Source organism: Shewanella waksmanii ATCC BAA-643, from assembly GCF_000518805.1.
Classification (GTDB): Bacteria; Pseudomonadota; Gammaproteobacteria; order Enterobacterales; family Shewanellaceae; genus Shewanella; species Shewanella waksmanii.
The window spans coordinates 163,182-185,243 of record NZ_JAEH01000005.1; the positions used below are offsets into that span (position 1 = coordinate 163,182).

The 22,062-nt window shown below is 46.7% G+C and carries 16 protein-coding genes and 1 pseudogene; 6 read left to right on the forward strand and 11 right to left on the reverse strand.

Annotation, left to right across the window (positions count from 1 at the left end):
- Positions 1-242 precede the first annotated feature (242 nt).
- Together L865_RS0103480 and L865_RS23040 are read left to right on the forward strand one after the other, a co-directional pair.
- The gene (locus tag L865_RS0103480) at positions 243-1,211 is read left to right on the forward strand and encodes a TDT family transporter (RefSeq protein WP_028771958.1); all 969 of its coding nucleotides are present in this window, start codon (positions 243-245) and stop codon (positions 1,209-1,211) included.
- A 152-nt stretch (positions 1,212-1,363) separates the two neighbouring features.
- Positions 1,364-2,292: pseudogene (locus L865_RS23040) on the forward strand (YeiH family protein).
- A gap of 246 nt (positions 2,293-2,538) precedes the next feature.
- On the opposite strand, the gene L865_RS0103490 reads toward L865_RS23040, so the two are convergent.
- Positions 2,539-3,219: a DJ-1/PfpI family protein gene (locus L865_RS0103490; RefSeq protein WP_028771959.1), complete on the reverse strand. Its 681-nt coding sequence runs from the start codon at positions 3,217-3,219 to the stop codon at positions 2,539-2,541.
- A 260-nt stretch (positions 3,220-3,479) separates the two neighbouring features.
- Here L865_RS0103490 and L865_RS0103495 point away from each other — a divergent pair, with 260 nt between their 5' ends.
- Positions 3,480-6,743, forward strand: coding sequence for an ATP-binding protein (locus L865_RS0103495; protein ID WP_028771960.1), 3,264 nt, complete (start codon positions 3,480-3,482; stop codon positions 6,741-6,743).
- A gap of 15 nt (positions 6,744-6,758) precedes the next feature.
- Here L865_RS0103495 and L865_RS0103500 read toward each other — a convergent pair whose 3' ends face one another.
- The 7 genes from L865_RS0103500 to L865_RS0103530 form a co-directional block, all read right to left on the reverse strand.
- Positions 6,759-7,943: a cyclic di-GMP phosphodiesterase gene (locus L865_RS0103500; protein ID WP_028771961.1), complete on the reverse strand. Its 1,185-nt coding sequence runs from the start codon at positions 7,941-7,943 to the stop codon at positions 6,759-6,761.
- A gap of 245 nt (positions 7,944-8,188) precedes the next feature.
- Positions 8,189-8,398: a hypothetical protein gene (locus L865_RS23045; protein WP_037470473.1), complete on the reverse strand. Its 210-nt coding sequence runs from the start codon at positions 8,396-8,398 to the stop codon at positions 8,189-8,191.
- A gap of 8 nt (positions 8,399-8,406) precedes the next feature.
- Positions 8,407-9,147 (reverse strand): DNA-binding protein, encoded by a 741-nt coding sequence (locus tag L865_RS0103510; protein ID WP_028771962.1) that lies wholly within the window; start codon positions 9,145-9,147, stop codon positions 8,407-8,409.
- A 4-nt stretch (positions 9,148-9,151) separates the two neighbouring features.
- Positions 9,152-9,691, reverse strand: a complete 540-nt coding sequence (locus L865_RS0103515) for a hypothetical protein (RefSeq protein WP_028771963.1) — start codon at positions 9,689-9,691, stop codon at positions 9,152-9,154.
- Positions 9,692-9,713: 22 nt separating this feature from the next.
- Entirely contained in the window at positions 9,714-10,391 is a 678-nt protein-coding gene (locus L865_RS0103520; protein WP_028771964.1) for an energy-coupling factor transporter transmembrane component T, read from the reverse strand.
- Entirely contained in the window at positions 10,384-11,736 is a 1,353-nt protein-coding gene (locus tag L865_RS0103525) for an ATP-binding cassette domain-containing protein (protein WP_028771965.1), read from the reverse strand. Before L865_RS0103525 ends, L865_RS0103520 begins: the two co-directional genes overlap by 8 nt.
- Before the next feature lie 3 nt (positions 11,737-11,739).
- Positions 11,740-13,860 (reverse strand): TonB-dependent receptor plug domain-containing protein, encoded by a 2,121-nt coding sequence (locus tag L865_RS0103530; RefSeq protein ID WP_028771966.1) that lies wholly within the window; start codon positions 13,858-13,860, stop codon positions 11,740-11,742.
- A gap of 388 nt (positions 13,861-14,248) precedes the next feature.
- Here L865_RS0103530 and L865_RS0103535 point away from each other — a divergent pair, with 388 nt between their 5' ends.
- Entirely contained in the window at positions 14,249-15,607 is a 1,359-nt protein-coding gene (locus L865_RS0103535; protein WP_028771967.1) for an isochorismate synthase, read from the forward strand.
- 5 nt (positions 15,608-15,612) lie between these two features.
- Here the strand turns inward: L865_RS0103535 and L865_RS0103540 are convergent, their stop codons facing one another.
- The gene (locus L865_RS0103540; RefSeq protein WP_245608383.1) at positions 15,613-16,359 is read right to left on the reverse strand and encodes a substrate-binding periplasmic protein; all 747 of its coding nucleotides are present in this window, start codon (positions 16,357-16,359) and stop codon (positions 15,613-15,615) included.
- A 279-nt stretch (positions 16,360-16,638) separates the two neighbouring features.
- Between L865_RS0103540 and L865_RS0103545 the strand changes: the two genes are divergently transcribed.
- Positions 16,639-17,295 (forward strand): 7-cyano-7-deazaguanine/7-aminomethyl-7-deazaguanine transporter, encoded by a 657-nt coding sequence (locus L865_RS0103545; RefSeq protein ID WP_028771969.1) that lies wholly within the window; start codon positions 16,639-16,641, stop codon positions 17,293-17,295.
- Positions 17,296-17,399: 104 nt separating this feature from the next.
- Complete coding sequence (locus tag L865_RS25845) at positions 17,400-17,699, forward strand: GNAT family N-acetyltransferase (RefSeq protein ID WP_245608384.1); 300 nt, start codon at positions 17,400-17,402, stop codon at positions 17,697-17,699.
- 801 nt (positions 17,700-18,500) lie between these two features.
- On the opposite strand, the gene L865_RS0103555 is transcribed toward L865_RS25845, so the two are convergent.
- Both L865_RS0103555 and L865_RS0103560 read right to left on the reverse strand, forming a co-directional pair.
- Positions 18,501-20,651, reverse strand: coding sequence for a sensor histidine kinase (locus L865_RS0103555; RefSeq protein WP_037470474.1), 2,151 nt, complete (start codon positions 20,649-20,651; stop codon positions 18,501-18,503).
- Positions 20,641-22,023 (reverse strand): sigma-54-dependent transcriptional regulator, encoded by a 1,383-nt coding sequence (locus L865_RS0103560; protein WP_028771971.1) that lies wholly within the window; start codon positions 22,021-22,023, stop codon positions 20,641-20,643. Before L865_RS0103560 ends, L865_RS0103555 begins: the two co-directional genes overlap by 11 nt.
- Between the last annotated feature and the right edge of the window lie 39 nt (positions 22,024-22,062).

Below are 22,062 nucleotides of genomic sequence, written 5' to 3' on the forward strand. Positions count from 1 at the left end.
AGCCAACGCCTACGCTAAAAGCTAGCCAACTCAGGCTAGCTTTTTTATTGCCAGTTACCACCCCTTAAGTAAGAAAAATTGATGCTATGAATAAAATGATTTGAATTTTATTAATCATTGGCAATTTGTATAGTGACCCCATCAAGTACTCAGGCTTTCTATCTCGCTAAACAAGCTGCTGCCGCATCAAACCCAACTGAAAACCTAGACGACACTACTTATTCTTTGCCAATGAGGTCACTATGATCAACACCGCTAAACGAAAGTTACTCAGTGCGCCCACGCCTATGGCAGGTTTGGCCTTAGCTATTGCCAGTTTAGGTTGGTGTTGGGAGAGTTTTATTGACTTACACGGTTACGGTCAGTGGAGTAGCGCTGCCATTGCCAGCGTACTGCTGTTGATTCTAACCAGCCGATTTATTGCTCACCCACGCAGTCTTTTGCAAGATCTTGCCCATCCTGTAGTGGGTAGTGTTGTGCCGACCTTTGCTATGGCAACCATGGTGGTATCTAACTCAGTGGGACAATTCTCTGCTTACACGGGAGACATTCTGTGGTTGCTAGGGCTTGCGTTACACATTATTTTTCTGGCCAGTTTCTTATTCCATCGGGTAAGCGAGTTTGAGTTGCACCATATGGTGCCAAGCTGGTTTGTTCCGCCGGTTGGCATTGTGGTCGCTGATGTGTCGTTTTCAGGTAACCCCAATTTATACCTGCTTGCCATCGCGGCACTGGTATTTGGGATGGCAACTTATGCCATCATGTTACCTATTATGATCTACCGATTGATGTTCACCCATGAGATCCCCGATGCCGCTAAGCCAACGGTGGCGATTCTTGCTGCACCCGCCAGCCTCTCATTAGCTGGCTACCTAACAGTGTCTGCCAATCCATCGCCATTAATTATCGCGCTATTATTCGGCATTGCCGTTTTGATGACCTTAATTATCTATTTCGCATTTTTCAAACTACTGCAATTGCCTTTCAGCCCAGGCTATGCGGCCTTTACTTTCCCCATGGTCATCGGCGCTACGGCCCTATTTAAAACCGCTCAGTGGATGGACAGTGTCAATATTGCGGCCCAATATGTACAACAAGTAAACCTATTGGCGGTTATCGAACTAACCATTGCTACCTTGGTTGTGGGATACGTCGCGCTGCGGTATATCTGCTACTATGGCGCTCAAGCTACGCCCCCCGCCAGCGCGTAAATGAGCCAGCAGTATCATCAATTAAAGCGTTTGATCGCCCAACCAGCCTAAAGAGTCAATTTAATTTAATCTATAAATAAAATGAATTGAATTTATTAAAGATCAAACAGTTTGTATAGTTGAAGCTGACAACGACTTTGAGTACTGGCTGAATGACCGCGCACGCCCGCCCTTTTTATAAACAAGCACGCTACTGGCCATTTTGCCTCATCGCGGTGGTGTGCTTACTGCCAATCATCTCATCTCCTGTTGCACTCACTCTTGGATTAACTTTAGCCAGTTTAGGCCTAGTACCAAAGCAACTGGATTTAGGCGCCATCACCAAAAAACTGTTAGCCTATTCGATTGTCGGCCTCGGATTTGGCATTCAGCTAGAATCAGCCATCAATGCCAGCTTGGCCAACTTACCTTTGATTGTCGGCTCTATCATTGCCACTTTACTGCTAGGCTTTTTACTGACAAGGCTGCTTAATTTTGACAGTAAAACTGGCCACCTCATTGCGGCGGCAGTGCCATTGCAGCGGTCGCCCCTGCGATACACGCTAAACCCGATCAAACCGCCATCGCGTTAGCCACCGTATTTATACTAAACTCTGTGGCTCTGTTTGTATTTCCAACTATTGGTCATTTGCTGGACTTAAGCCAATATCATTTTGGAGTTTGGAGCGCGATTGCTATCCATGATACCTCATCGGTTGTGGGCGCAGCCGCAGCTTATGGTGATGAAGCACTGGTCACAGCCACCACAGTGAAGCTGGCCAGGGCGTTATGGATAGTGCCATTGGCTTTATTAAGCGCCATGTTATTCGGCGGTGATAAAAAGCGCTTGGCCGTACCTTATTTTATTGGATTCTACTGTGTGGCGATTGCCATTGGACATTGGTTGCCACAAGGAGAGGCGCTCTACCAAATACTCTTTAGCTTGGCTAAACGTTTATTGATTGTCTGCCTGTTCTTTATTGGTGCAGGTATTACAGTGAATAAGATGCGTCAGGCCGGACATAAACCATTGTTGCTGGGTGTGTTGTTATGGCTAGCAATCGGTGGTGGGTCACTTATCTACATCATCAGCTTTACTTGAGGCTTTCATCCCCACCAACAAATAGAGCAGCAGTAAAAAAGCACTTAAGTCGATGACTGAACGTAATAAACCTTCAGTACTAAGCGAGGCGCTAACAAAAACAACGCAACATAATATGATTAATAGTTTTCGCACGATTACCCCCACGGCCGACAATTAGATAGGCTAATTATTTCGCATCTGTGCCGTTGGGGATAATATTGTAATCCACTAATAAATAGCTAAAACTAATAAGTGGTATTTTGACTATACTGAAATAGCATAAGGATCTTGGCGACTATCGCTGTTCCATTGATATTCCGTGAGTTGCTCTATTCGCCGAGCTTCAGCCTCACCTTGGGTTTGTTTAATGTAATGTAAGGCGGCATCGATACCCGCTGAAACCCCAGAAGAAGTTAGGTACTTGCCATCATCAACCCAGCGGGCTGTCGGCTGCCACACCACTTGGCTATTCAAACTTGTTACCCAGTTATAGGCCATTTTATTGGTCGTCGCACTCACTTGATTCAGCAAAGCGGTTTTGGCTAACAGTGCACTGCCAGTACACACTGAAAACACCTTTTTGGATACTGCACATTGGCGTACTAGCCAATCAACCAGCTCACTGTCATCAACCAAAGTGCGAGTCCCTAAGCCACCGGGTATCAAAAATAGATCGCACGGAATCACATCTGGCAACTGTCTGTCGGTCACCACACGAGGGCCTTGATAACTGCGCACAACACTTTGGTTTCCCACCAGCAATATCTGGCTGTTGCGCATGTGTCCGAGCATTTCAATCGGACCATGCAGATCTAACGTTTCGTAGTCATCGAAGACCAACGCAACCGTTTTGTGGCGAGCGCCGGTATCACTTAATGCTGTGGGCGATAGCATCGCCGCGACTATGGCTGCACTGCCACCAATTAGCACATCTCTTCTATTCATATTCATCTCGTTGCGTATTGATCTTTCATCCCCTGCGGGCTACGGGGCCTGCGGGTACTTGGATAACATCACCTTAGTAGAGTTCCTTGGCTTTTTTACAGATAACTCAGTTTGAGGGACTCACCACAGTAGTGCTGCAAATTGCGAGCTAACCAGTCTATATAATCCTATGAAATAACGTCTAATTTTGACAACCAACATGCAAAACCACATGGCTGTTCTACACTTGATACATACTAATTAAAACTAAGGTTTGCTCAATGGCGCAGCGCTCGTTTTCCAACTGGCTTTCACTCAACTCTATCGGCACCAAAGTAATTCTCGCCATGCTCTCCATTAGCCTGTTAGTCATCATCTTGTCTACTTCCAATTACCTGATGAACCAGCGGGTTTCAACCGATACCAGCAGAGTGAGTCAATTTGAAATTCCCAAGGCAATTGCCACCATCAATATGCTTGATGAAATAGGTGACATGAATGCCAACATTTTAGAGTATTCCTTAGGCGAAGTAGATGAAAAACAAGAGTTCGATAACAACCAAGCCGAGTTCTACCTCTATTTAGCCCAACTTAAAAATGCCCTCAAAAACAATGATAAACGGGTGGCAGAAATCGAGCAGCTGTTTCAAGATTACCAAACTATCGCACGGGCAGAGGTGTTTAATCGCTATAACCCAGAAAATGAAGAGTGGGCCAAACAACGCGTAAAGGGACTCACAGAGGTAACAGGGCGCAAATTGGAGGTGTTACTTGATTCGCTAAAGCAGAGCGAAATTAACGATGTTGGCTCTCAAGCGGATCTGCGCGAGGTGATTAATGATGATCTACCGGGAGTACGCTACTATTTAGAGCTGGTTGATGAAGCTGGCGATATGGTCGCAAACCTGACCGAGTACATTACCGGAGTCTATCAAGCAAAGAATGACTTTGTCGAAAACGCACAAAACTTTGAAGAGTTCTTAACTAAGCTCAAGCCACTTGAGCAACGTACAAAAGAAGTTGAACAACTTAATGATGTTGAGGCGCTCTACAAAGTGCTTCGAGACGGGGGGTTTGAAGTATTTCAGCGTTATGACTCGGCTAACAAAATCACGGCTATTCAAGCCATTGATGAGCTAGAGCATAAGACCTTCGCGCGACTAGAGCAGTTGCTTGATGACATGTCAAAAGAGGCTGAATCCAGCGCCTCAATCTCACTTAACGGCCTCAATGATGTCACTCAGTCTAACCAATATGTCCTGATCACCTCGCTGGCATCGGTATTGATTCTTTGCGCCGGTATTATCCTATTTACTTACCGAGTCATCACCCGCCCCATTACTAAATTGAGCGGCACCATGAAGCAGCTTGCCGATGGTGATACTGACGTAGATATCGTCTATAGCGGCCGCAATGATGAAGTCGGCTATATGGCCAAAGCCATGGAGGTATTTAAGAAAAATATCATCGCCCGCAACCTTGCAGAGCGCGAGCTCGTTGAGGCTAAAGAAAATGCTGAAGCGGCTTCTAAAGCCAAAGCCTCGTTTTTGGCTACCATGTCCCATGAAATTCGCACCCCGATGAATGGGGTCATCGGCATGATAGATCTGATGTTAACAACGCAGATGAACCATGAACAACGGCAGATGACCTCAACCATACGTAGCTCAGCTTTTTCACTGCTCAACATCATTAATGACATTCTCGATTTTAGTAAAATTGAAGCCGGTAAATTAACCCTTGAACACATTAGTTTCTCTATAGATGAATTACTCGAAGGGGTGGTTGATACCATCACCCCCAACGCAGACAAGCAACAAGTTAGTTTGCAACTGTATATCGACCCCAGTTTGCCCACACATTTAATTGGTGATCCTATCCGTATTCGCCAAGTCCTATTCAATCTAATTGGTAATGCGGTGAAGTTTTCCGCCAACGACAACCAACAAGGGGTCGTTAAAATACTGCTTAGGATGACCGACGTCGGCAGCAAAAAAGTCACCTTTAACATTGAGATTGTCGATAACGGCATCGGCATTTCTGCCGACGTTATCAGTATGCTGTTTAAGCCCTTTACCCAGGCTGAGTCATCAACAACTCGGCGCTATGGCGGCACAGGCTTAGGCTTAGCAATTTGTTATAACTTGATAGATTTAATGGGTGGCACAATTGCGGTAGACAGCAAAGTAGGTGAAGGCTCCAACTTTAGCATCGACCTCTCATTGCCTTATGTCGCGCAGGAGAAAATTAACCTCAGCGAATATCAACACACGATTAATTTTATCGACATTCAATCGAACTGGCACCGTCAAGTGGTTGAAGAGTACCTGAGTGACAGCCAAATCCCCTTATCTGAATTGTCGGCCGCCAATCTTCATAGTGTTGCCGCCACAAACCAAGCCATCATTACCGTCATCACCGACAACCTAACGTCAACCTTGGCGCAATATACCGAATTTATGCAACCTCCGCTGTCATTGCCACTGCGATTTCTTGTGCTGGATTATGCATCTCGTGGGGCGGGTATTATGGATGAACGCACGTTCGCCATTGCAGCATCACCACTAAAACGCTCAACCTTACTCTACGGATACCGTGTGACACTGGGTAAAGACAGCCCGTTAGAGATGTCTGAGTTTGATAATCAAGAGATCTTTACCCCAGATGCCAGCATTGAAGAGGCTGAAGCCGCAGGCAGACTGATCTTGGTCGCCGAAGACAACCAAACCAATCAAGAGGTGATTAAGCGCCAACTGCTAAAACTAGGCTACAGCAGTTTGATAGCTAATGATGGCATTGAAGCTGAGCAACTTTATCCGCAACACCAGTTTGCTGCCGTCCTGACCGACTGTCATATGCCCAATAAAGATGGTTATGAGCTTGCCGCTACGCTCAAGGCTATGCAGCAAGATCAAGGTAAGCACATTCCCATTATTGCTATTACCGCCAACGCACTACTCGGAGAAGCAGAAAAATGCCTTGCTGCCGGTATGGACGACTACCTTGCCAAGCCCATTGAAATGGCCAAGCTCAAGAAAGTGCTGCAGCAATGGTTACAACCTCAAACGCAACCCACTGCCAAAGTGCTGCCCGCGATGGAGCCGATGACATTTAGTCCGCCTGCCTCAATTGTGCCACCGACTCCCTCTGCCCCCCATAGTGCGAACGCGCCTATGCAGGACAATGATGTCAGTGATATTTTTGATGACAGTGTGATAACCGATGTGTTTGCTGATGATATGCCTGACTATATCGCTTCGCTGGCAGACTTTATCGAGCTCACCATGCCGCAATTACGCGCTATGGTGCGCGATAGCCAATTTGATATATCCACCATAGGTCAGATAGCCCACAAGCTGAAATCATCTGCAAAAACCATGGGCATAAAGCAGATTGCCGAACACTGTGAACTGATCGAGCAAGCCGCGGCTCAACAAGATGCGCCAACAATTGGCCACTCTCTGGCGGTTATTGCCGCACAACTTGATGATGTAGAGGCGGCAATCAATGACAGGATCAAGCAAAATGGCAGCCAGCTAAGCTAAGCTGGCTAATGGTGACTAATAAAAAGGCGAAGGGTCGACGTCTAAGCTACTTGGCGATACGCCGCGTTCGATATGTAAATCTGACTTGAGCAGATCGACCATAGCGACATCAACATAACGCTTGTGCTTATTAGAATAGAAGCATTTCAAGATTGGATGCAGTGCATCACGGTTTTTCGCATCCCAGACAATGCCCACTCGGCCGTCAGAAAGTTCAACGAGCGAACCAACCGGGTATACCCCAACACACCGAATAAACTCATAAACCAGTTTTTCATCTAAATGAAATGGTGTCAGGCTCAACAATACTTTAAACGCAGCAGCAGGACTCATGGCTTCTTTATAGCAGCGGGTAGCCGTCAGTGCATCGAAGATATCCACGATACAACTCATGCGCCCGTGCAAGGGGATTTCATCACCTTTGAGTCCATGGGGATAGCCTTTACCGTCGAGCTTCTCATGGTGCATTAAGCATACGTCTTTGCTGATCTGCGATAACCCTGTGGTTTCAGCCATGATCTCTGCTGCATAGACTTGATGCAACTTCATATGCTCAAACTCTTCAGGCGTTAATCTAGCAGGCTTATTTAAGATCTCATCGTCGACCTTAATTTTGCCAATATCATGCAAAATTCCACCAATTGCCATCTGCCTAAGAATGTTTTTCTCTAGCTTGAGGTATTTACCAAAAGTGATCAGCAAAAAGGCAACATTGATTGAATGTTCGAGCAAGTAAGCATCTTTGGTTCGCAATGCCGATACGCACTTCAACGCATCGCTATCGTCTAACACTGATGCAATCATATTGTCCGCTAACGCTTCAAATGGCTCGACTTCTACCGCTTTGCCCTCGAAGGTTTCAGACAACACCTTTTTGACCAAGCCTTTCGCTTCAATCAGCAGTTTTTTAGCTTTAATTTGCGACTGTTCGCGATTAACCGTTTTCTTGACTATCGGTTTAGCCGGCAAAGGTGACGCTTTTTTCAAGCCACAACTTTCATCCGAGCGCTCGGCGTCGACCCAAACATATTGGATACCGCTTTTACTCAGCTTATCAATTGACTCTTGGCTGCGGATTTGACCCGCATTAGCCACAGCCACATGACCGCGTTTATCCACAGCAGTGACAAACATTCCGACCTGCAAACGAGGTACAGGAATACGCATCATGTCGGCGCCAGGCTTGGTGGTTTCACCCATCTGAACTACATCCCCCCGGATGAAAGCAAATACGTTACTTTACGTTAAATTCTAGACCTTTTATCAACACTATAGTGACAAGCACAACAAAATAATACTGAAAAAGGGCGACATTTTATGCTGAGTTCAGGGAAATGGCTATATAAATCAGTAGCCCATTGGATAAAAAATCACACAAATTCCTACCATACGACAAAAAGCATAAGCAAAAGCGAAACTAATCAAATAGTTTATGCCGCAACGGCTCAACTAGGCGGTAGCTTCATACATTCGACTCCCTGTGCTAACCAACGACGAAACGCACAGTTAACACAGGAAATAGCCACATCATCAACCTGCTCATCTTCATCATCGGCATCAAAATAGTGACAGCAAGCAGCAATGTCTCTCGAGGCTGACAGATCATTGCCAAAATCCGCACACCATCGGCTATCGATTTTAATAAACTGGCTCATAGCCCACCTTAATAAGTTTTAAGCAATTGTTTATCGGCATTAACCCATTGGCCGGCAAGTGGCATCACCAAAATGCTATTTTGATGTTGTCGGTAAACGGCTTTTAATTTGCCGGTCACCATCACCAACTCCGTCAACGCGAGGGCATTGTCTTTGGCATCAATCACGCGATCCACGCCCGTTGTCTCAATCAACTGGGCAACGCTGTAGATCTGGCCAACTTGTTGCGTCAACAACTGGCCCTTAACCCGACCATCATTGCCAAATAGCCGTAAACCTAAACCAGCTAACGCACCAATGACCCCATCACCCGTGCCACCATGCTCACTAAGATCAACCCCGGCATCAGCTGCAACTTGATAGGCGTTTGCTTTGGTCGTGACCTGCTGCTTGGCTGCTAAGCCAAATTCAATCAATGCCGTTTCATCAAAAGCTTGGTGCAGATCAATGATTGCCAAGCCCGGATCGGCTGCCGCCGCCATCTGCTGCTTTATGTGGGCGATCGCTAACATTTTAGCCTGAGCTAGCGATAACCGCGTCCTGACTTGGAAGCACATCGCGCTGTTATGCGATGTATAGGCAATATCAGGGTGAACCAAAAGTTGATGACGGGTGACAAACGCGCAGCGACTCAACTGGCCTTCGCTGACTATCATGGCAATCTCTTGGGCAATCTCACCCGTGCCCTTAGTGCCTATGTCATCGGTATCGTCAATACAAATCAGTAATGAGTGGGTTGTTAATGTCATTGCATCACACCTCATCTTTATGGAGAAGATCATGACTTTTCAGTCGCTGTAATACGCTCGGAACCAGCAGTGCGGCTGCAATCGCGAATAAACTGCCAAAAAATAAACTCTTAGCACCTTTTAGTAGAGATACTTCGACACTTAAGCCCAACAGCAGATCGCCCACAAACCCCTTTAGCGCCCACGCCAACGTCGCCGCCAATGCTAACGCAATAAAGCGCCATAGCAGCGGCATAACACTGGGTAGTAGCATTAAGGTGATATCCATGGCCACCGCGGGTAAGGCGAATTTGGCCAGAATTAACGGCCCGCCTTTGCCAACACCTAAAATCATGGCGACTACGCCTGCGAGTACGCCGCATAAGGTAATGGCGCCGCAACGCCCCACCCCGCCATAGCAAACCAAATAAAAGAAGCACATCAAAAACATCGAGTGCCCAGTTAGCCCTAGTTTTAAGCGCAGCATACTTTTCAGTGCCACCAGCAAAGTGGCACAAAAACCGATAAATAGTGCATCTTGCAATTGGAGTTTTTTATCAAACATGTGTTTTTCTCAATCAAAAAAGTTAATAACGCCAGAAAGTGGTTTTTTGCCGCTGGTCGAACTGACGCAATTTGGCAGCATTGGCCATCTGCTTGGCTAGCTTTAACAGCTGAATCAACAACGGCACCAAAATGCAGTGCACCAACTCTGGCCAATGGCGTGGATTGCGCAGTGCTTTAGCGGAAATGTTAGCGCCGCGCATACGCTGAATAGCGTATATTTCCTGTATTTCACGGGAGAAAAATGGCAATAACGAGATAGATGCTGCAACAACAAATGCCCATTTCACCGGCATCACCCAATTAAGCACCTCTGCAATACGCTCTGGCGAGCAGCTCATTGCCAACCACCAGCCCGGAATGGCGGCCAACAATAAACGACACACCGCCAGCACACCTTCAAGCATGCGATCAGACTGCTGCATTAATAGATACAGGCAGCAAGTCACTAGCAACTGCACCACAAACAACTTAATCAAACTCATCAGTTTGCCGCGCAGATAGCAGCCATGTAATAACAACATGCCATCCACTACGCAAAGATAAACCAGTTGAGTTTGGTCAATAAAGAATGCGCTGCTGGACAAGGTCAGCACCAGCAGTAAAGCTGCCGCACACCAACTGGGATCGTCGATGACAAAATAGCGCTTTGAGGAGCCACGCTGCGCACGTGAAGTGAATCTGAGCGCTTTATTAGCCAACTTGGTCGACCTCTAATTGCCCACCACTAAGATATTGCGCCTGGATCTGCCATTGCCTATCCACTTGCAACTGCGGCAACGCTCTATGGCTAGCAAGCACAATCCCACAGCCCCGTTGCTGCTCTTCGTTCAGTAATGCAACGACCTGCTGACAATAATCGTCATCCAATCCGGCAAAAGGGTCATCAAGTAGTAATATTTTTGGCTGAAGACACAATAGCGACGCTATCGCGATAAGGTGCTGCTGACCGTACGATAAAGTGTGGGGCGAATGCTCACTCAAGTGAGAAAGTCCAAGACGCTGTAGCATGCTAGTTGCGCGCTCCAGTGGCAGATTGAAGCGCTTAAGGCTAAAGCACAGCTCCTGCAGAACCGTGGTTTCAAACAATTGCCTTGAGGGGCGCTGAAATAGCATCATCAATTGCTGGCCAAACCCACCTAGCTTAGGCCGTTTACCCAACACCTTTATGGGGACTTGCACAATGTCGGCCTGAGCGCCGAGTAACGTTTTCAGCAGGGTGCTTTTTCCGGCACCATTACTGCCTACCAAAGTGACTAATTCGCCACTGAACAACTGTAAACCTGCACATTTAAACAAACAGTTGCCATCGGTAAACTGTAACGAAAATGCCGGTGCTTCTATCAGTAACTGGCGCTGTTTGGCGCACTGAACTGGCCGATAACGCTTTGGCTGTGAGACGGCAAACAAGCTCGCTTGCTTACTTAGCTGCCCTTGATGTAGGTGCCAACAGTGGCTGTAAAAATCAGCAAAAGCTTGAGGTTGATGTTCGACAATGACTATCGCGATTCCACGTGCTAGCAATGATTTGAGTACCGCACTAAGCTCAACAACCCCCAGGTCATCCAACTGTGCCCAAGGCTCGTCAAGTAGCAGCACATCCGGTTCGCATACCAGCTGAGCTGCCAACATCAGGCGATACTTTTGCCCCAGTGACAGGCTATCTACGGGTGTTTCCAAGCTAACCCATAAACCGACTGCCCGCAGGGCATGTTGCACTCGCACCAGCATTTTACTTGGCTCAACGGCCATGTTTTCCAGCACAAAAGCGATTTCAGCACCTACGGTTTGCCGTAGAATTTGTACCTGTGGATCTTGCATGACCATACCCACCACAGCCTGAGTGTACAGTTCACCTGTAATGGGTCTGGATACCACGCCAGCAATAATCCCTAGCAAGGTCGATTTACCGCTACCTGTTGCACCGGTGATCAAATGACACTCACCAGCCCGCAGGGCTAAGTCGACGCCATCGAGTACCGCATCTTGCCGACTAGAATAGGCTAAACCAACTTGCTTAAGTTCAACTAATGCTGACGTGCCCATGTGCTATATCCGCCACTTGATACCGGCAAATACCTCTCGACCTGCTTGTGGCAAGGCCTGGCTTTGATAGTAGTTTTCGTCAAGCAAGTTGCTCACCCGCAGATAAACGTCGAGCGTGTCATCAATGATCGGCTGGCTAAGATTGATATCAACTAGGGTATAGTCCTGCAACGATTGTTCGACCCACACTTGTTGACCCGACACTTTTTGCTGCTCATAGAACTGCTGATCCATGATGTGCTCTGCATTCACATTCACCCGTAGGCCAAAATCAAATTGATAATCAGCTTGCAAGCGCAGTTGATGCCGCGGGCGATATTCTAGAGACTGCATACCCACTTCGGCATCTTTGTCTTCAGTATCTAAGAAGCTATAGGCAAAGTTCAGTTGCAACTGATCAATGCTGATGTTGGTTATCGCAACATCGACCCCTTTAAACTTGTAGCGGCCCATATTTTGGTAAATGCCGTCGATATCTTTAGCAATGTAATCTTCTGAGTCCGTGTAATAACCTGCAACGGACAATGATGTTTGCGCGCCAAGTCCCTGCTCTATACCCAGTTCAGCATGCTTAGAACGTTCCGCCACTAATTCATCGTTGCCAGAAGACTGCGAGTAAAGGTTACGCATAGAAGGAAAACGCACTTTACGCGCAATGCCTGCATGTAATTGGGTACTATGACCTACTTGCCAATAGCCCGCGGCTTGCAAACTATGGTCGGTCTCATCATCGACAACCCGCTGCTGCTGATGTAATGCGCCACCAAACGTGAGTCCGTAGTCTTGTTGCTGGTATTGGTATTCCGCTGCCACACTGTATAACCATGCCGCATCATCAAAGTTATCACTGCTGCCACTGCCATTACCGCCACCACTACCGTTTCCTCCGCCGCTACCACCTCCTCCGCCGCTGCCACTTCCTCCGCCGCTGCCACTTCCTCCGCCGCTGCCACTTCCTCCGCCGCTGCCACTTCCACCGCCGCTGCCACTTCCGTCGCCGCTGCCGCTGTTGTCATCACTGGACAGATCCGTAGAAACCGATTGCCAATGCTGATGCTCAGCAATCACAGCGGTAGTCAATAGGTGTTCAGGGCTAAAACTGCTGATCAGTTGGATATTGCCACCTTGAACTATAGAGCTACCGTCTTGGGTGCGCTCAAGGACTTGGTAGTCGCTATCAACGTAACGGTTTTCAATCACATCGCTGCGGTTGTAATAGCCATAACCTCGCAGTGTAAACAACGAATTGAATTGATGGCCTATGCCGATTTGAAATGTTTGCGAGTCATAATCATCGACACGCTCGTATTTAGGGTTACCATCACTACTGCCATCCAGTGCGGGTTTACCCCATTCACCGCTACGAACACTAAAATTAGCTGACAGTTGAGTGCTATCAGATAGTGCATAACTGCCTTGGCCATATAGGCTACTTAGCTTGCGGTCACTGTTGTCGCGAACATCACCCGCTTCATCAGCGGTAGGCTGATAGTCACTGGATAATGGGAAACCGTCGGTTTGTTGATGTGAAGCTGATAGCAACCCCTGCCAGCGCTCACCAGAACCGGCAATACTTAAATCACCGTTAACAGTATCGTTGTCTGCAAACTCCACCGAGCCCGACACAGCAGGGGCATTGTCTCCTTGCTTGGTAATAATATTGATGACACCGCCAGCACCGCCTGGTCCATAGAGTACCGAGGTCGGCCCCACCGAAACGTTAATAGCGGCAATTTGGCTAGTCGGAATCACGCTAGGGTCAAATTGACCATCTTCGGCACCATTGGCTGGCACACCATTGATGAAAAACAGCACATGTCGTGCTTTAAAACCGCGCACGTCGACTCGAGGGGTGCCTTGGCCGCCAACACGCACATATATACCGGGGACATTTTTAAGCACTTGGTCTAGCCTAGTTACCCCCAATGCTTCAATCTCATCGCTAGTGACTGTCCAGCTTGTCGTGGCCGTTTCTATACTGGTCGGGCGTTCACCTTTCACCACAATCACTTCAGAAATATCTAAAATAGGACTACCAAGGTCGTCTGCCATACTCATTAATGGCGTGGCTGCTAGTGCAATAGATAATGTACTCAGACTCAATATATTATGTTTGTTTTTCATTGTTGTTATGACATCTAACCGATTAAAAAATGTTATTTTTCAGAGTCGACGCGATAACAACAAGATAATAAAACCGAAAAACCAACTTAGATCGACAAATATCGACACAGGGAAAAGAATTAGATCAGTATTAAAGACAAAATGTCTAACATGGACAATTTGGCAGACAAAAGTTCACAGCGTTAAGCTCACATAAATAGCGATAACGACTGTGCAATTGCCGAGCAAGTTCACAGGTTAAAAGTCTACGACTTGACAGTTTTTACCTAGGCCATTAGTTTGTGGTAAAGATTCTTATTACCAATTGTTTATCCCACTTAAGTGGGAGTGAACTGAGTAGATGGGCTCGGCACGCAACAATTTATTCAGGTAACTTTTGGAGTATTGATTGAGCGCCACCTCATTAGCACAGGCTGTCAAATCCCTAACCGCTAAACTTGAAAAGCTGCAGTTTCAACCCTACGGCGAACCGATAGTGCAACTCTCAACCGAAATGAGTGCACTGCCGACGATTGCGTGGTTGGCAGCACAGACGTGCTTTCCGAAAATTTATTGGAAAGGCCGCGATACCCAAGAAGAAGTGGCGGCAATAGGCAGCTGTAAAGACTTCATCTTTGATGACAGCACTGATGACAATCAGATGTCGCTGGAATACCAAAAGCAACGTTCCCTGTCGAGCAATCAAGATATTCGCTATTACGGTGGCGTCGCTTTTGATCGACAAACCACGAGCTGGCCCGAGTATGGTCGAGCCCACTTCGTGCTACCGCGCATAGAGATGCGCCGCAGTGGCAATCAATATCGATTGGTGATCAACCTTAATATTGAGTCTTGTGACGCCGAAACTGAGCGTCAGCAAGCGCTCAAGGCATTGCAGTTGCTTACCCCTCCAGCTCCTTTGCCACCGCCAAATAAGATTAATTTGTTGGCACGCAGTGATCGCCCAGACCGCAACCGCTGGACTGAGCTCGTTAAACAGATCACCCATGACAAATTCATTAAAGAAACACCCAAGGTGGTTCTGTCACGGTTAACCCAACTGGAAGTCGACGAAAAAGTTGATCCTTGGATGTTGCTTGCATGCTGGCAGGGCCGCAACAGCAACAGTTTTCAATTTGGATTCCAGTTCAACCCCGACAGTGCCTTTATCTCTTGCACACCAGAGCGACTTTATCGTCGACGTCAACGCGAGTTGTTTACCGAAGCACTAGCCGGCACCACGACCCGTGGTTTAAATGAAGAAGAAGACAGATTGCTTGCTAACCAGCTGCTTGAAGATGGCAAGAACAGCCATGAAAACCAATTGGTACGTGAGCATATTGTTGAAGCCCTCACCCCCTTAAGTCATTACGTCGGTGCCGATGAGCTCGCCAAAGTGTTTAAGTTGAGTCATATTCAGCACTTACATCGCGCAATACGTGCCGAACTCAAAGCGGGTGTGGATGATTTTCAGATTTTACAGGCATTACACCCAACACCCGCTGTCGGCGGCTTACCTAAAGAGTCCGCGCTGAGCTTTATTCGTCAGCAAGAAGGTTATGCTAGAGGCTGGTATGCGGGAGCTTGTGGTTATTTTAATAAGCATGAGAGTGAATTTGCGGTGGCGATTCGTAGCGCCCTTATTGAGCCCAACCGCATCAATCTATTCGCCGGTGCCGGCATTGTAAAAGGCTCTGAAGCAACCGCAGAGTGGAGCGAACTAGAAAATAAGCTTGCTACCGTGCTGTCAATTTTGACCGAACTATAACGCCGTTAAGGAAGCTTAAGGTTTCCTTGGCGGTCGTTCTCCTTCACATATAAATCAAACATCTTGTCTAGCTCGCCGCTACTGATCAGCACAGCTAAGTGTTTATCGAAATGGGTTTTTATCACCTCGCCATCGCTGTTATTAGCAAATACAAAATAAACCGGCGCTTTTATCACCGCTTCGATGATCGTGTATTGACGTGGCTGTGATAACTGCTGCGATAAACGCAGCATCGATGGCTTATAATCCAATACCGCATCAACTTTGCCGCCATTGACACGATTGAGCATACTCAACAGATCGCTAGATTCTTCATAGTGCATTGGCACCTCAATGAAGTCGTTAAATCGGTAGGCGAGCAACGCCAACACCTTTTTGTTCTCAAGACTGCTTATCCCTTGCCATGTTTTGGCCATTTGCGGACTTAATGCGGCATCAACGCTGTCTATTTCAACCGGTTTAGCACTGTAGAGAATGTCCGCCATATCGCCACGATAGAATCCCAGCGCCATATGCACTCGTTCATGCTTAAGCATGTACCTCACTCGAGAAAACGGCAGTACCTGAACACTGACCTGCCACATTGGCTGCGGAAAAATACGATTTAGCACGTCATAATAGAACCCAGAACCATCATGATTGGTATAGCCCTGTAAGTATTCGGTAGCAACATTAATACTAATAGGCGCACTTATGCTGCCCAGCGAAACCAACATTGCCATGCCAGATAACATCAACTGCCAGTTCTTCACTTCACACCCCCAAAAGGCGAATCAACAGTTCCATTTAGCCAGCTCACAACCAGCTACTCTGCCATCAAGTTTAGGTGCTTTTCGCTAGGTTTGACCTAGAATTTAGTGTGAACTGCCACTTAAATTGAGTGTTTGGGCTTGCACCATAATAAAAGCTCACTATAATGTGCCGCCCGAATTATCGGCAATTTGCTTACTGATGACTTAACGGTCGTCAGTGATTTATTCAACCTTAGCGGGTTCCCTCACCCCGCGCTAACCCATCAAAAAGGCCACAAGATGTTAATGTTATCTAACGAGCAACTTAAACGTGCTCTTTTCTGCCTTGTCAGTTTTCATATTCTGATCATTTGTGCCAGCAATTACTTAGTCCAATTGCCATTCCAAATTTTTGGTTTGCACACCACTTGGGGGGCGTTTAGTTTTCCCTTTGTCTATCTGGCCACCGATCTTACGGTGCGCATATTTGGTCAAGCTGCGGCACGCAAAATCATTCTCAAAGCGATGCTGCCTGCGTTGGTGATCTCTTACTTAGTTGGAGTGATGTTTCACAATGGCCTATACCAAGGCGCTGCTTTGGCTGAATTTAATAGCTTTGTGTTTCGAATTGCCTTTGCCAGCTTTGCTGCTTATCTTGTCGGTCAGCTTATGGATATCACCGTATTTGCCAAATTAAGAAAGCAGCAAACTTGGTGGATAGCACCTGCCGCCTCCACTGTGATTGGTAACTTAGTCGATACCTTAGTGTTCTTCAGTTTGGCATTTTACGCTTCTACCGATAGCTTTATGGCAGTACATTGGCCTGAAATCGCTATGGTCGATTATGGGTTCAAGCTAGCTGTCAGCTTATGTCTATTCTTGCCGGCTTACGGTGTGCTGTTGCGCATACTGCAAGATAAAATCTTGCGTTCGTCATCACAAACAGCAATAAGTTAGCGCAACAACTGGCCTGACCAGTCGTTTTGTAATAGAATCTCGCGGTCGAAATTTAACCTATATTGAGGCCGCCATCTTTGTTGCGGCCCTATGAGAGAGCCGCGATGTACTCAATTACGATTGAACAACACACCCAAATTGATGCTGACGCTATCAATTTAGTCATTGAACTGTGCAGCCAAATACCTGAATTTGAACGTCAATACAATACAGAAACACTCAAGCAGCGACTAACTGAAAGACGCTGCTTACTGCAATTGATTCGTGTTGAAGGGGAAATTGCGGGCTTTAAACTGGGCTACGCCATTGATGAGCAAAAATTTTATAGCTGGCTTGGGGCAATTTTACCTGACTATCGACAGTTAGGCTTGGCACAACAACTGCTGGCAGACCAAGAGCAATAGGCATTGGCTCAGGGCTTTAGCATCATGGAAGTCAATACTTACAACCAATTCACGTCGATGCTGAAAATGCTGATAAACCACCAGTATCAAATCGCTTCTGTCACCAATGACGAAAAAAATATTTCGCAGAATAAGATTAGATTACAAAAGCTTATCGCAGCTTAATAACAAAATAGTCAAATTTGCAACAAAAAGACTTGCGGACACGAATGATAATGATTACTATTTACATGCGTTCCAAAACTCAATCTTAATTAAGCACTTCATCTCTGTTTAATTTAATCTGAGTTCGCAAGCACGACATTGCTCACACACTCTTTGTGGCCAGGATAATTATCCTGGCTTTTTTTTGCCTGTAATTTACAGGCCAGCAATCTTTACACTAAGAATCACAAAAAACCATTGCCAACTTAAATGATAATGATTACTATTTGCATGCGTTCCAAGGACCGGCTCTTAAATACATCACGCTGTATATAGGGCGTGTTGACCTTTCGAGCTGATTTTTACAGCAGTTTGTGAGTTCTTTATACAAGGCAGAGGCTTTGATATGTAGTGCGCTACTTGATAAGCCAATAACGCAGTAGAAAGGGCCCACAAACGCTGCCCGAAGGGTTCGGATACAAGCGTTTTACTCCTTGTTGAGAGGTATTTTGCTTAGCATGCTAGGCGGCAAACCTCTCGCCGCGATAAAAACGCTTTTATCTCGAACAAAATTTAACCGCGAAAGGTCAACACGCCCTAGAGGGTTTAGGTTTTCAAGCACGACATTGCTCACACACTCTTAGGCCAGGATACTTGTTATCCTGGCATTTTTTTGTCTACACCGCCTGAAAAATGCAATCCTTCATAGGGCAAATTAATCTGATCTTCTTTGGCTTTATGGTACAGGCCAATAGTGAAAATTGTCCCTTTACCTAAAGTTGAAATCACATCAATGGTGCCGCCAATGCGCTTAATAATACCGTAGCTCAACGATAGCCCTAATCCGGTACCATCTTTACGAGTGGTGTAAAATGGGTCGAAAATACGTCCGAGCTGTTCCTCGGGTATCCCCTTACCTTCATCTTCTACTTCAATTTTGACCCCAATAGGCTCACCCGCCACCACCCAATCATAAGTGCGAATCCAAATACGTCCTTGGCCGTCCATCGCGTGAGCGGCATTCACCACAAGGTTAATCAATACCTGCAGCAATTGCGGACGATTGACTTGGATCGGGTAACTGGCATTGAGCTCTTGGTTAAGCACCACTTGCTGTTTCTCAATAGAGTGACGTACCAGCACCAACATCTCTTCAATGATCGGTGTAAGCTGGTGCATCTCTAGCGGGGCATTAAACTCGCCTGGTCGACTGTATTGCAGCAAGCTGCGGATAATGGTGCTAATACGGCCAACCTGCTGGATAACAATATCGATCTCTTCTTCCACATCTTGCGCTTGATCGCCAAGCTCATATTTAAGCAGCTCCATATTGCCTAAAATCACCGCGGTCGGGTTGTTAATCTCGTGGGCAATACCAGCAGTTAACTCACCCAGGGCGGTGAGCTTTTCATTAGTCACCAACTGCTGACGGGTTTCGTTTAGCAAGGCGACGTTGCGCTGTAATTCGTCGGTTTTCTCTTGCAAGCTGCGGGTCCGCTCTTCAACTTTGACTTCTAACTGCTCGGCGGCCGATTGAATCTGTGCATTGCGTCTTTGTAGCAAATCCAACATGCGATCAAACTGCTCCGCTAGGTTAGACAGCTCATTTTCACGCTCTAAGCCCAAAGATCCAATCCGCAAATTCCGTCCTGACTGCACCGCTTTAACAACGTGATGAATACGCTCAATAGGTTGCAGTAAGCTGTACGCACCGCGATATACCAGCAAACCAGACACGAGTAGCACCAACATCAATATGGTGCCCAGCTCAATAATGTTCAGTAAGTAGTTGTGAATGAATGGCGATTCGGAAAAGCCGGTATAGATCATACCGATACGCTGACCGCGAATATCTTCTAACGGCGCATAGGCTGAAATAAACCAATCATTAAACACAAAAGCGCGGTCGACCCATAGCTGTCCCTGAACGAGCACTTTTTGCTTCACTTCTTCAGAAACCAAGCTGCCTAAAGCCCGACCTCGGCTCTGATTATCTTGTGGGAAAAAGTGCAGCGGTACATTGGTGCTAATGCGTGTGTTATCTAAGAAGATAGTCACGGTACCGATAGAACGCTCAGGTAAGGTACCTTTGTCGTACACCAGATCGCGAATATGGTCGACAATACGCATATCACGGTTGAGTAAAATACCGCCATCAAGATACCAAGAAACTTCACCGTCGGCATCGACGATAGGCAGCAAGCTGCGGCTTAACATCCCGCGTGTTTCTACTGTTTTATCCGGTTTTTGCGAGCGCGGTGTTTCGACTAAATCGATGGCAGCGGTATCAACTAACGCAGGATTAATGCGTGCTAAACGCGTGGGGGCTAACACCATCAATCCAGACGTGGCGGCATTGTCACTAATTTGGGGCAACATCAAACGTAAATCGGGATCAGCAGCCGCTTCCGCCACTGTCACTAAGCGCAAAAAGTCTAAATTAAGTGTTTGACGTTTTTCAGCTAAAAATTGCTCAATCTGCTTACGGGTCGCCTTGCTATTGCGATCAATATTGCGAAAATCATTTTGAAATTCCCAAGATGCCTGCACTAATTCGAGCTGTTTCTCTTGGGTATTTTGTACTGCCACCAAAGTGTTATTTGCAACAGTCAAATCTGCTTTGACCTTCATAAATAACTGCTTGCCCGTGTAGCTGATATTCCAGTAGATGGTAATAAACACTAGGCTCACTAAGGTCAGCAAGATCGGCAATAATGTCAGAATAAGAATGCGATAACGCACCTTAGCTTGCACTTGTTGCCAATTAACGCCAAACAAGCGGGAGAACCAAGAAGTGCTAGTCTTCATCTTCTTTATTACCGTCAAACCATTCTTTATATTTACGATCGAGTGTTTTACGTGATACGCCCAAATCCCGCGCCGCAGCAGATTTATTACCACCATGTAAGTCCACTACTTGGGTCACGTGGTGTTTCTCGACCTCTTTTAGGGTCCAATCTAATGGATAACCAGAGTCACCATTAGCTTCATTCTTCGGTTGTTGCTTCCAGTATTCAGCAGGTGGCTTACCCAATAGAATACAGCGCTCAATCATATTGCGCAGTTCGCGAATATTACCTGGCCATTCATGCTGTTGTAGTTTGAGCAGATCTTCATGGCTCCACACCACTTCTTTCACACCCAGCTCTGACGCTAACTGGCGAGTAAAGTGGTGAGTTAATTCCACCACATCTTCCGGTCTGTCTCTGAGTGGCGGAATAACAATATCGAGCACATTAAGGCGATAAAACAGATCGCGTCTGAAATTGCCTTCTTCGACCTCTTCTGCCAGTTTGCGGTTGGTTGCCGCCAAGACCCGTACATCAATATTGATCTCTTTCTCGCTACCCACAGGCCTGATGGTGCGTTGCTCTAGTACTCGCAATAATGCCGTCTGCATTTTCAGTGGCATTTCACCAATCTCGTCGAGGAAGATGGTGCCACCGGAGGCAAAACTAAATAAGCCTTCACGGTTGCTCTTAGCCCCCGTGAACGATCCCGCAGCATGACCAAACAGCTCGCTCTCTAATAGCTCTGGTGCAATGGCACCACAGTTAACCGGCACAAATGGACCTTGGCGCCCAGAAAGCACGTGCAGTTGTCTTGCCACCAGCTCTTTACCGGTGCCAGACTCACCTTCGATTAAGATCACCGCATTGGTAGGGGCAACGCGCTCGATAACGTGCTTCACCTCCATCATCGCATCACTGCTGCCAATAATCGTTGATGATTGGTTTATCGACACTTCACGACGCAACATCAGGTTTTCGCGTTTGAGCAAACGGCGTTCAATACAGCGGTCAACCGCCTTCATCATCTGTTCGAGATGAAACGGTTTCATAATGAAATCGGATGCGCCAGCTCGCAGCGCTTTAATCGCTACGTCCATATCGGCATAGCCAGTCATAAAGATAATGTCAGAGCGGCGCTCTTGATCATTGAGCGCCTCATGCCACTCAATACCACTGCGGCCTGGTAGGCGGATATCAACAATTAATAGGTCGAAATGGCAACGACTGCGTAATTGCTCCGCATCTTCGATGCTCGAAGCGGTTTCGACCAAAGCGAATTTTTTCGCCATCGCCTTTTTCAAAAAGCTGCGCATGCCGGGCTCGTCATCGACAATCAGTACCGAAACGGCTGACGGCAGTGGCTTCATCTCTTTCTTAGTTTGGCTCATATTGTCTTCTTTAGGACATTTTGACTCATATTAGCCTAA

Excerpts from the sequence above, each read along its gene's own strand:
- L865_RS0103545 (WP_028771969.1), top strand. The coding sequence starts at position 16,639 with ATGTTAATGTTATCTAACGAGCAACTTAAACGTGCTCTTTTCTGCCTT.
- L865_RS25845 (WP_245608384.1), top strand. The coding sequence starts at position 17,400 with ATGTACTCAATTACGATTGAACAACACACCCAAATTGATGCTGACGCT.
- L865_RS0103515 (WP_028771963.1), bottom strand. The coding sequence starts at position 9,691 with ATGTTTGATAAAAAACTCCAATTGCAAGATGCACTATTTATCGGTTTT.
- L865_RS0103560 (WP_028771971.1), bottom strand. The coding sequence starts at position 22,023 with ATGAGCCAAACTAAGAAAGAGATGAAGCCACTGCCGTCAGCCGTTTCG.
- L865_RS0103530 (WP_028771966.1), bottom strand. The coding sequence starts at position 13,860 with ATGAAAAACAAACATAATATATTGAGTCTGAGTACATTATCTATTGCA.
- L865_RS0103490 (WP_028771959.1), bottom strand. The coding sequence starts at position 3,219 with ATGAATAGAAGAGATGTGCTAATTGGTGGCAGTGCAGCCATAGTCGCG.
- L865_RS23045 (WP_037470473.1), bottom strand. The coding sequence starts at position 8,398 with ATGAGCCAGTTTATTAAAATCGATAGCCGATGGTGTGCGGATTTTGGC.
- L865_RS0103495 (WP_028771960.1), top strand. The coding sequence starts at position 3,480 with ATGGCGCAGCGCTCGTTTTCCAACTGGCTTTCACTCAACTCTATCGGC.
- L865_RS0103480 (WP_028771958.1), top strand. The coding sequence starts at position 243 with ATGATCAACACCGCTAAACGAAAGTTACTCAGTGCGCCCACGCCTATG.
- L865_RS0103555 (WP_037470474.1), bottom strand. The coding sequence starts at position 20,651 with ATGAAGACTAGCACTTCTTGGTTCTCCCGCTTGTTTGGCGTTAATTGG.
- L865_RS0103500 (WP_028771961.1), bottom strand. The coding sequence starts at position 7,943 with ATGGGTGAAACCACCAAGCCTGGCGCCGACATGATGCGTATTCCTGTA.
- L865_RS0103525 (WP_028771965.1), bottom strand. The coding sequence starts at position 11,736 with ATGGGCACGTCAGCATTAGTTGAACTTAAGCAAGTTGGTTTAGCCTAT.
- L865_RS0103510 (WP_028771962.1), bottom strand. The coding sequence starts at position 9,147 with ATGACATTAACAACCCACTCATTACTGATTTGTATTGACGATACCGAT.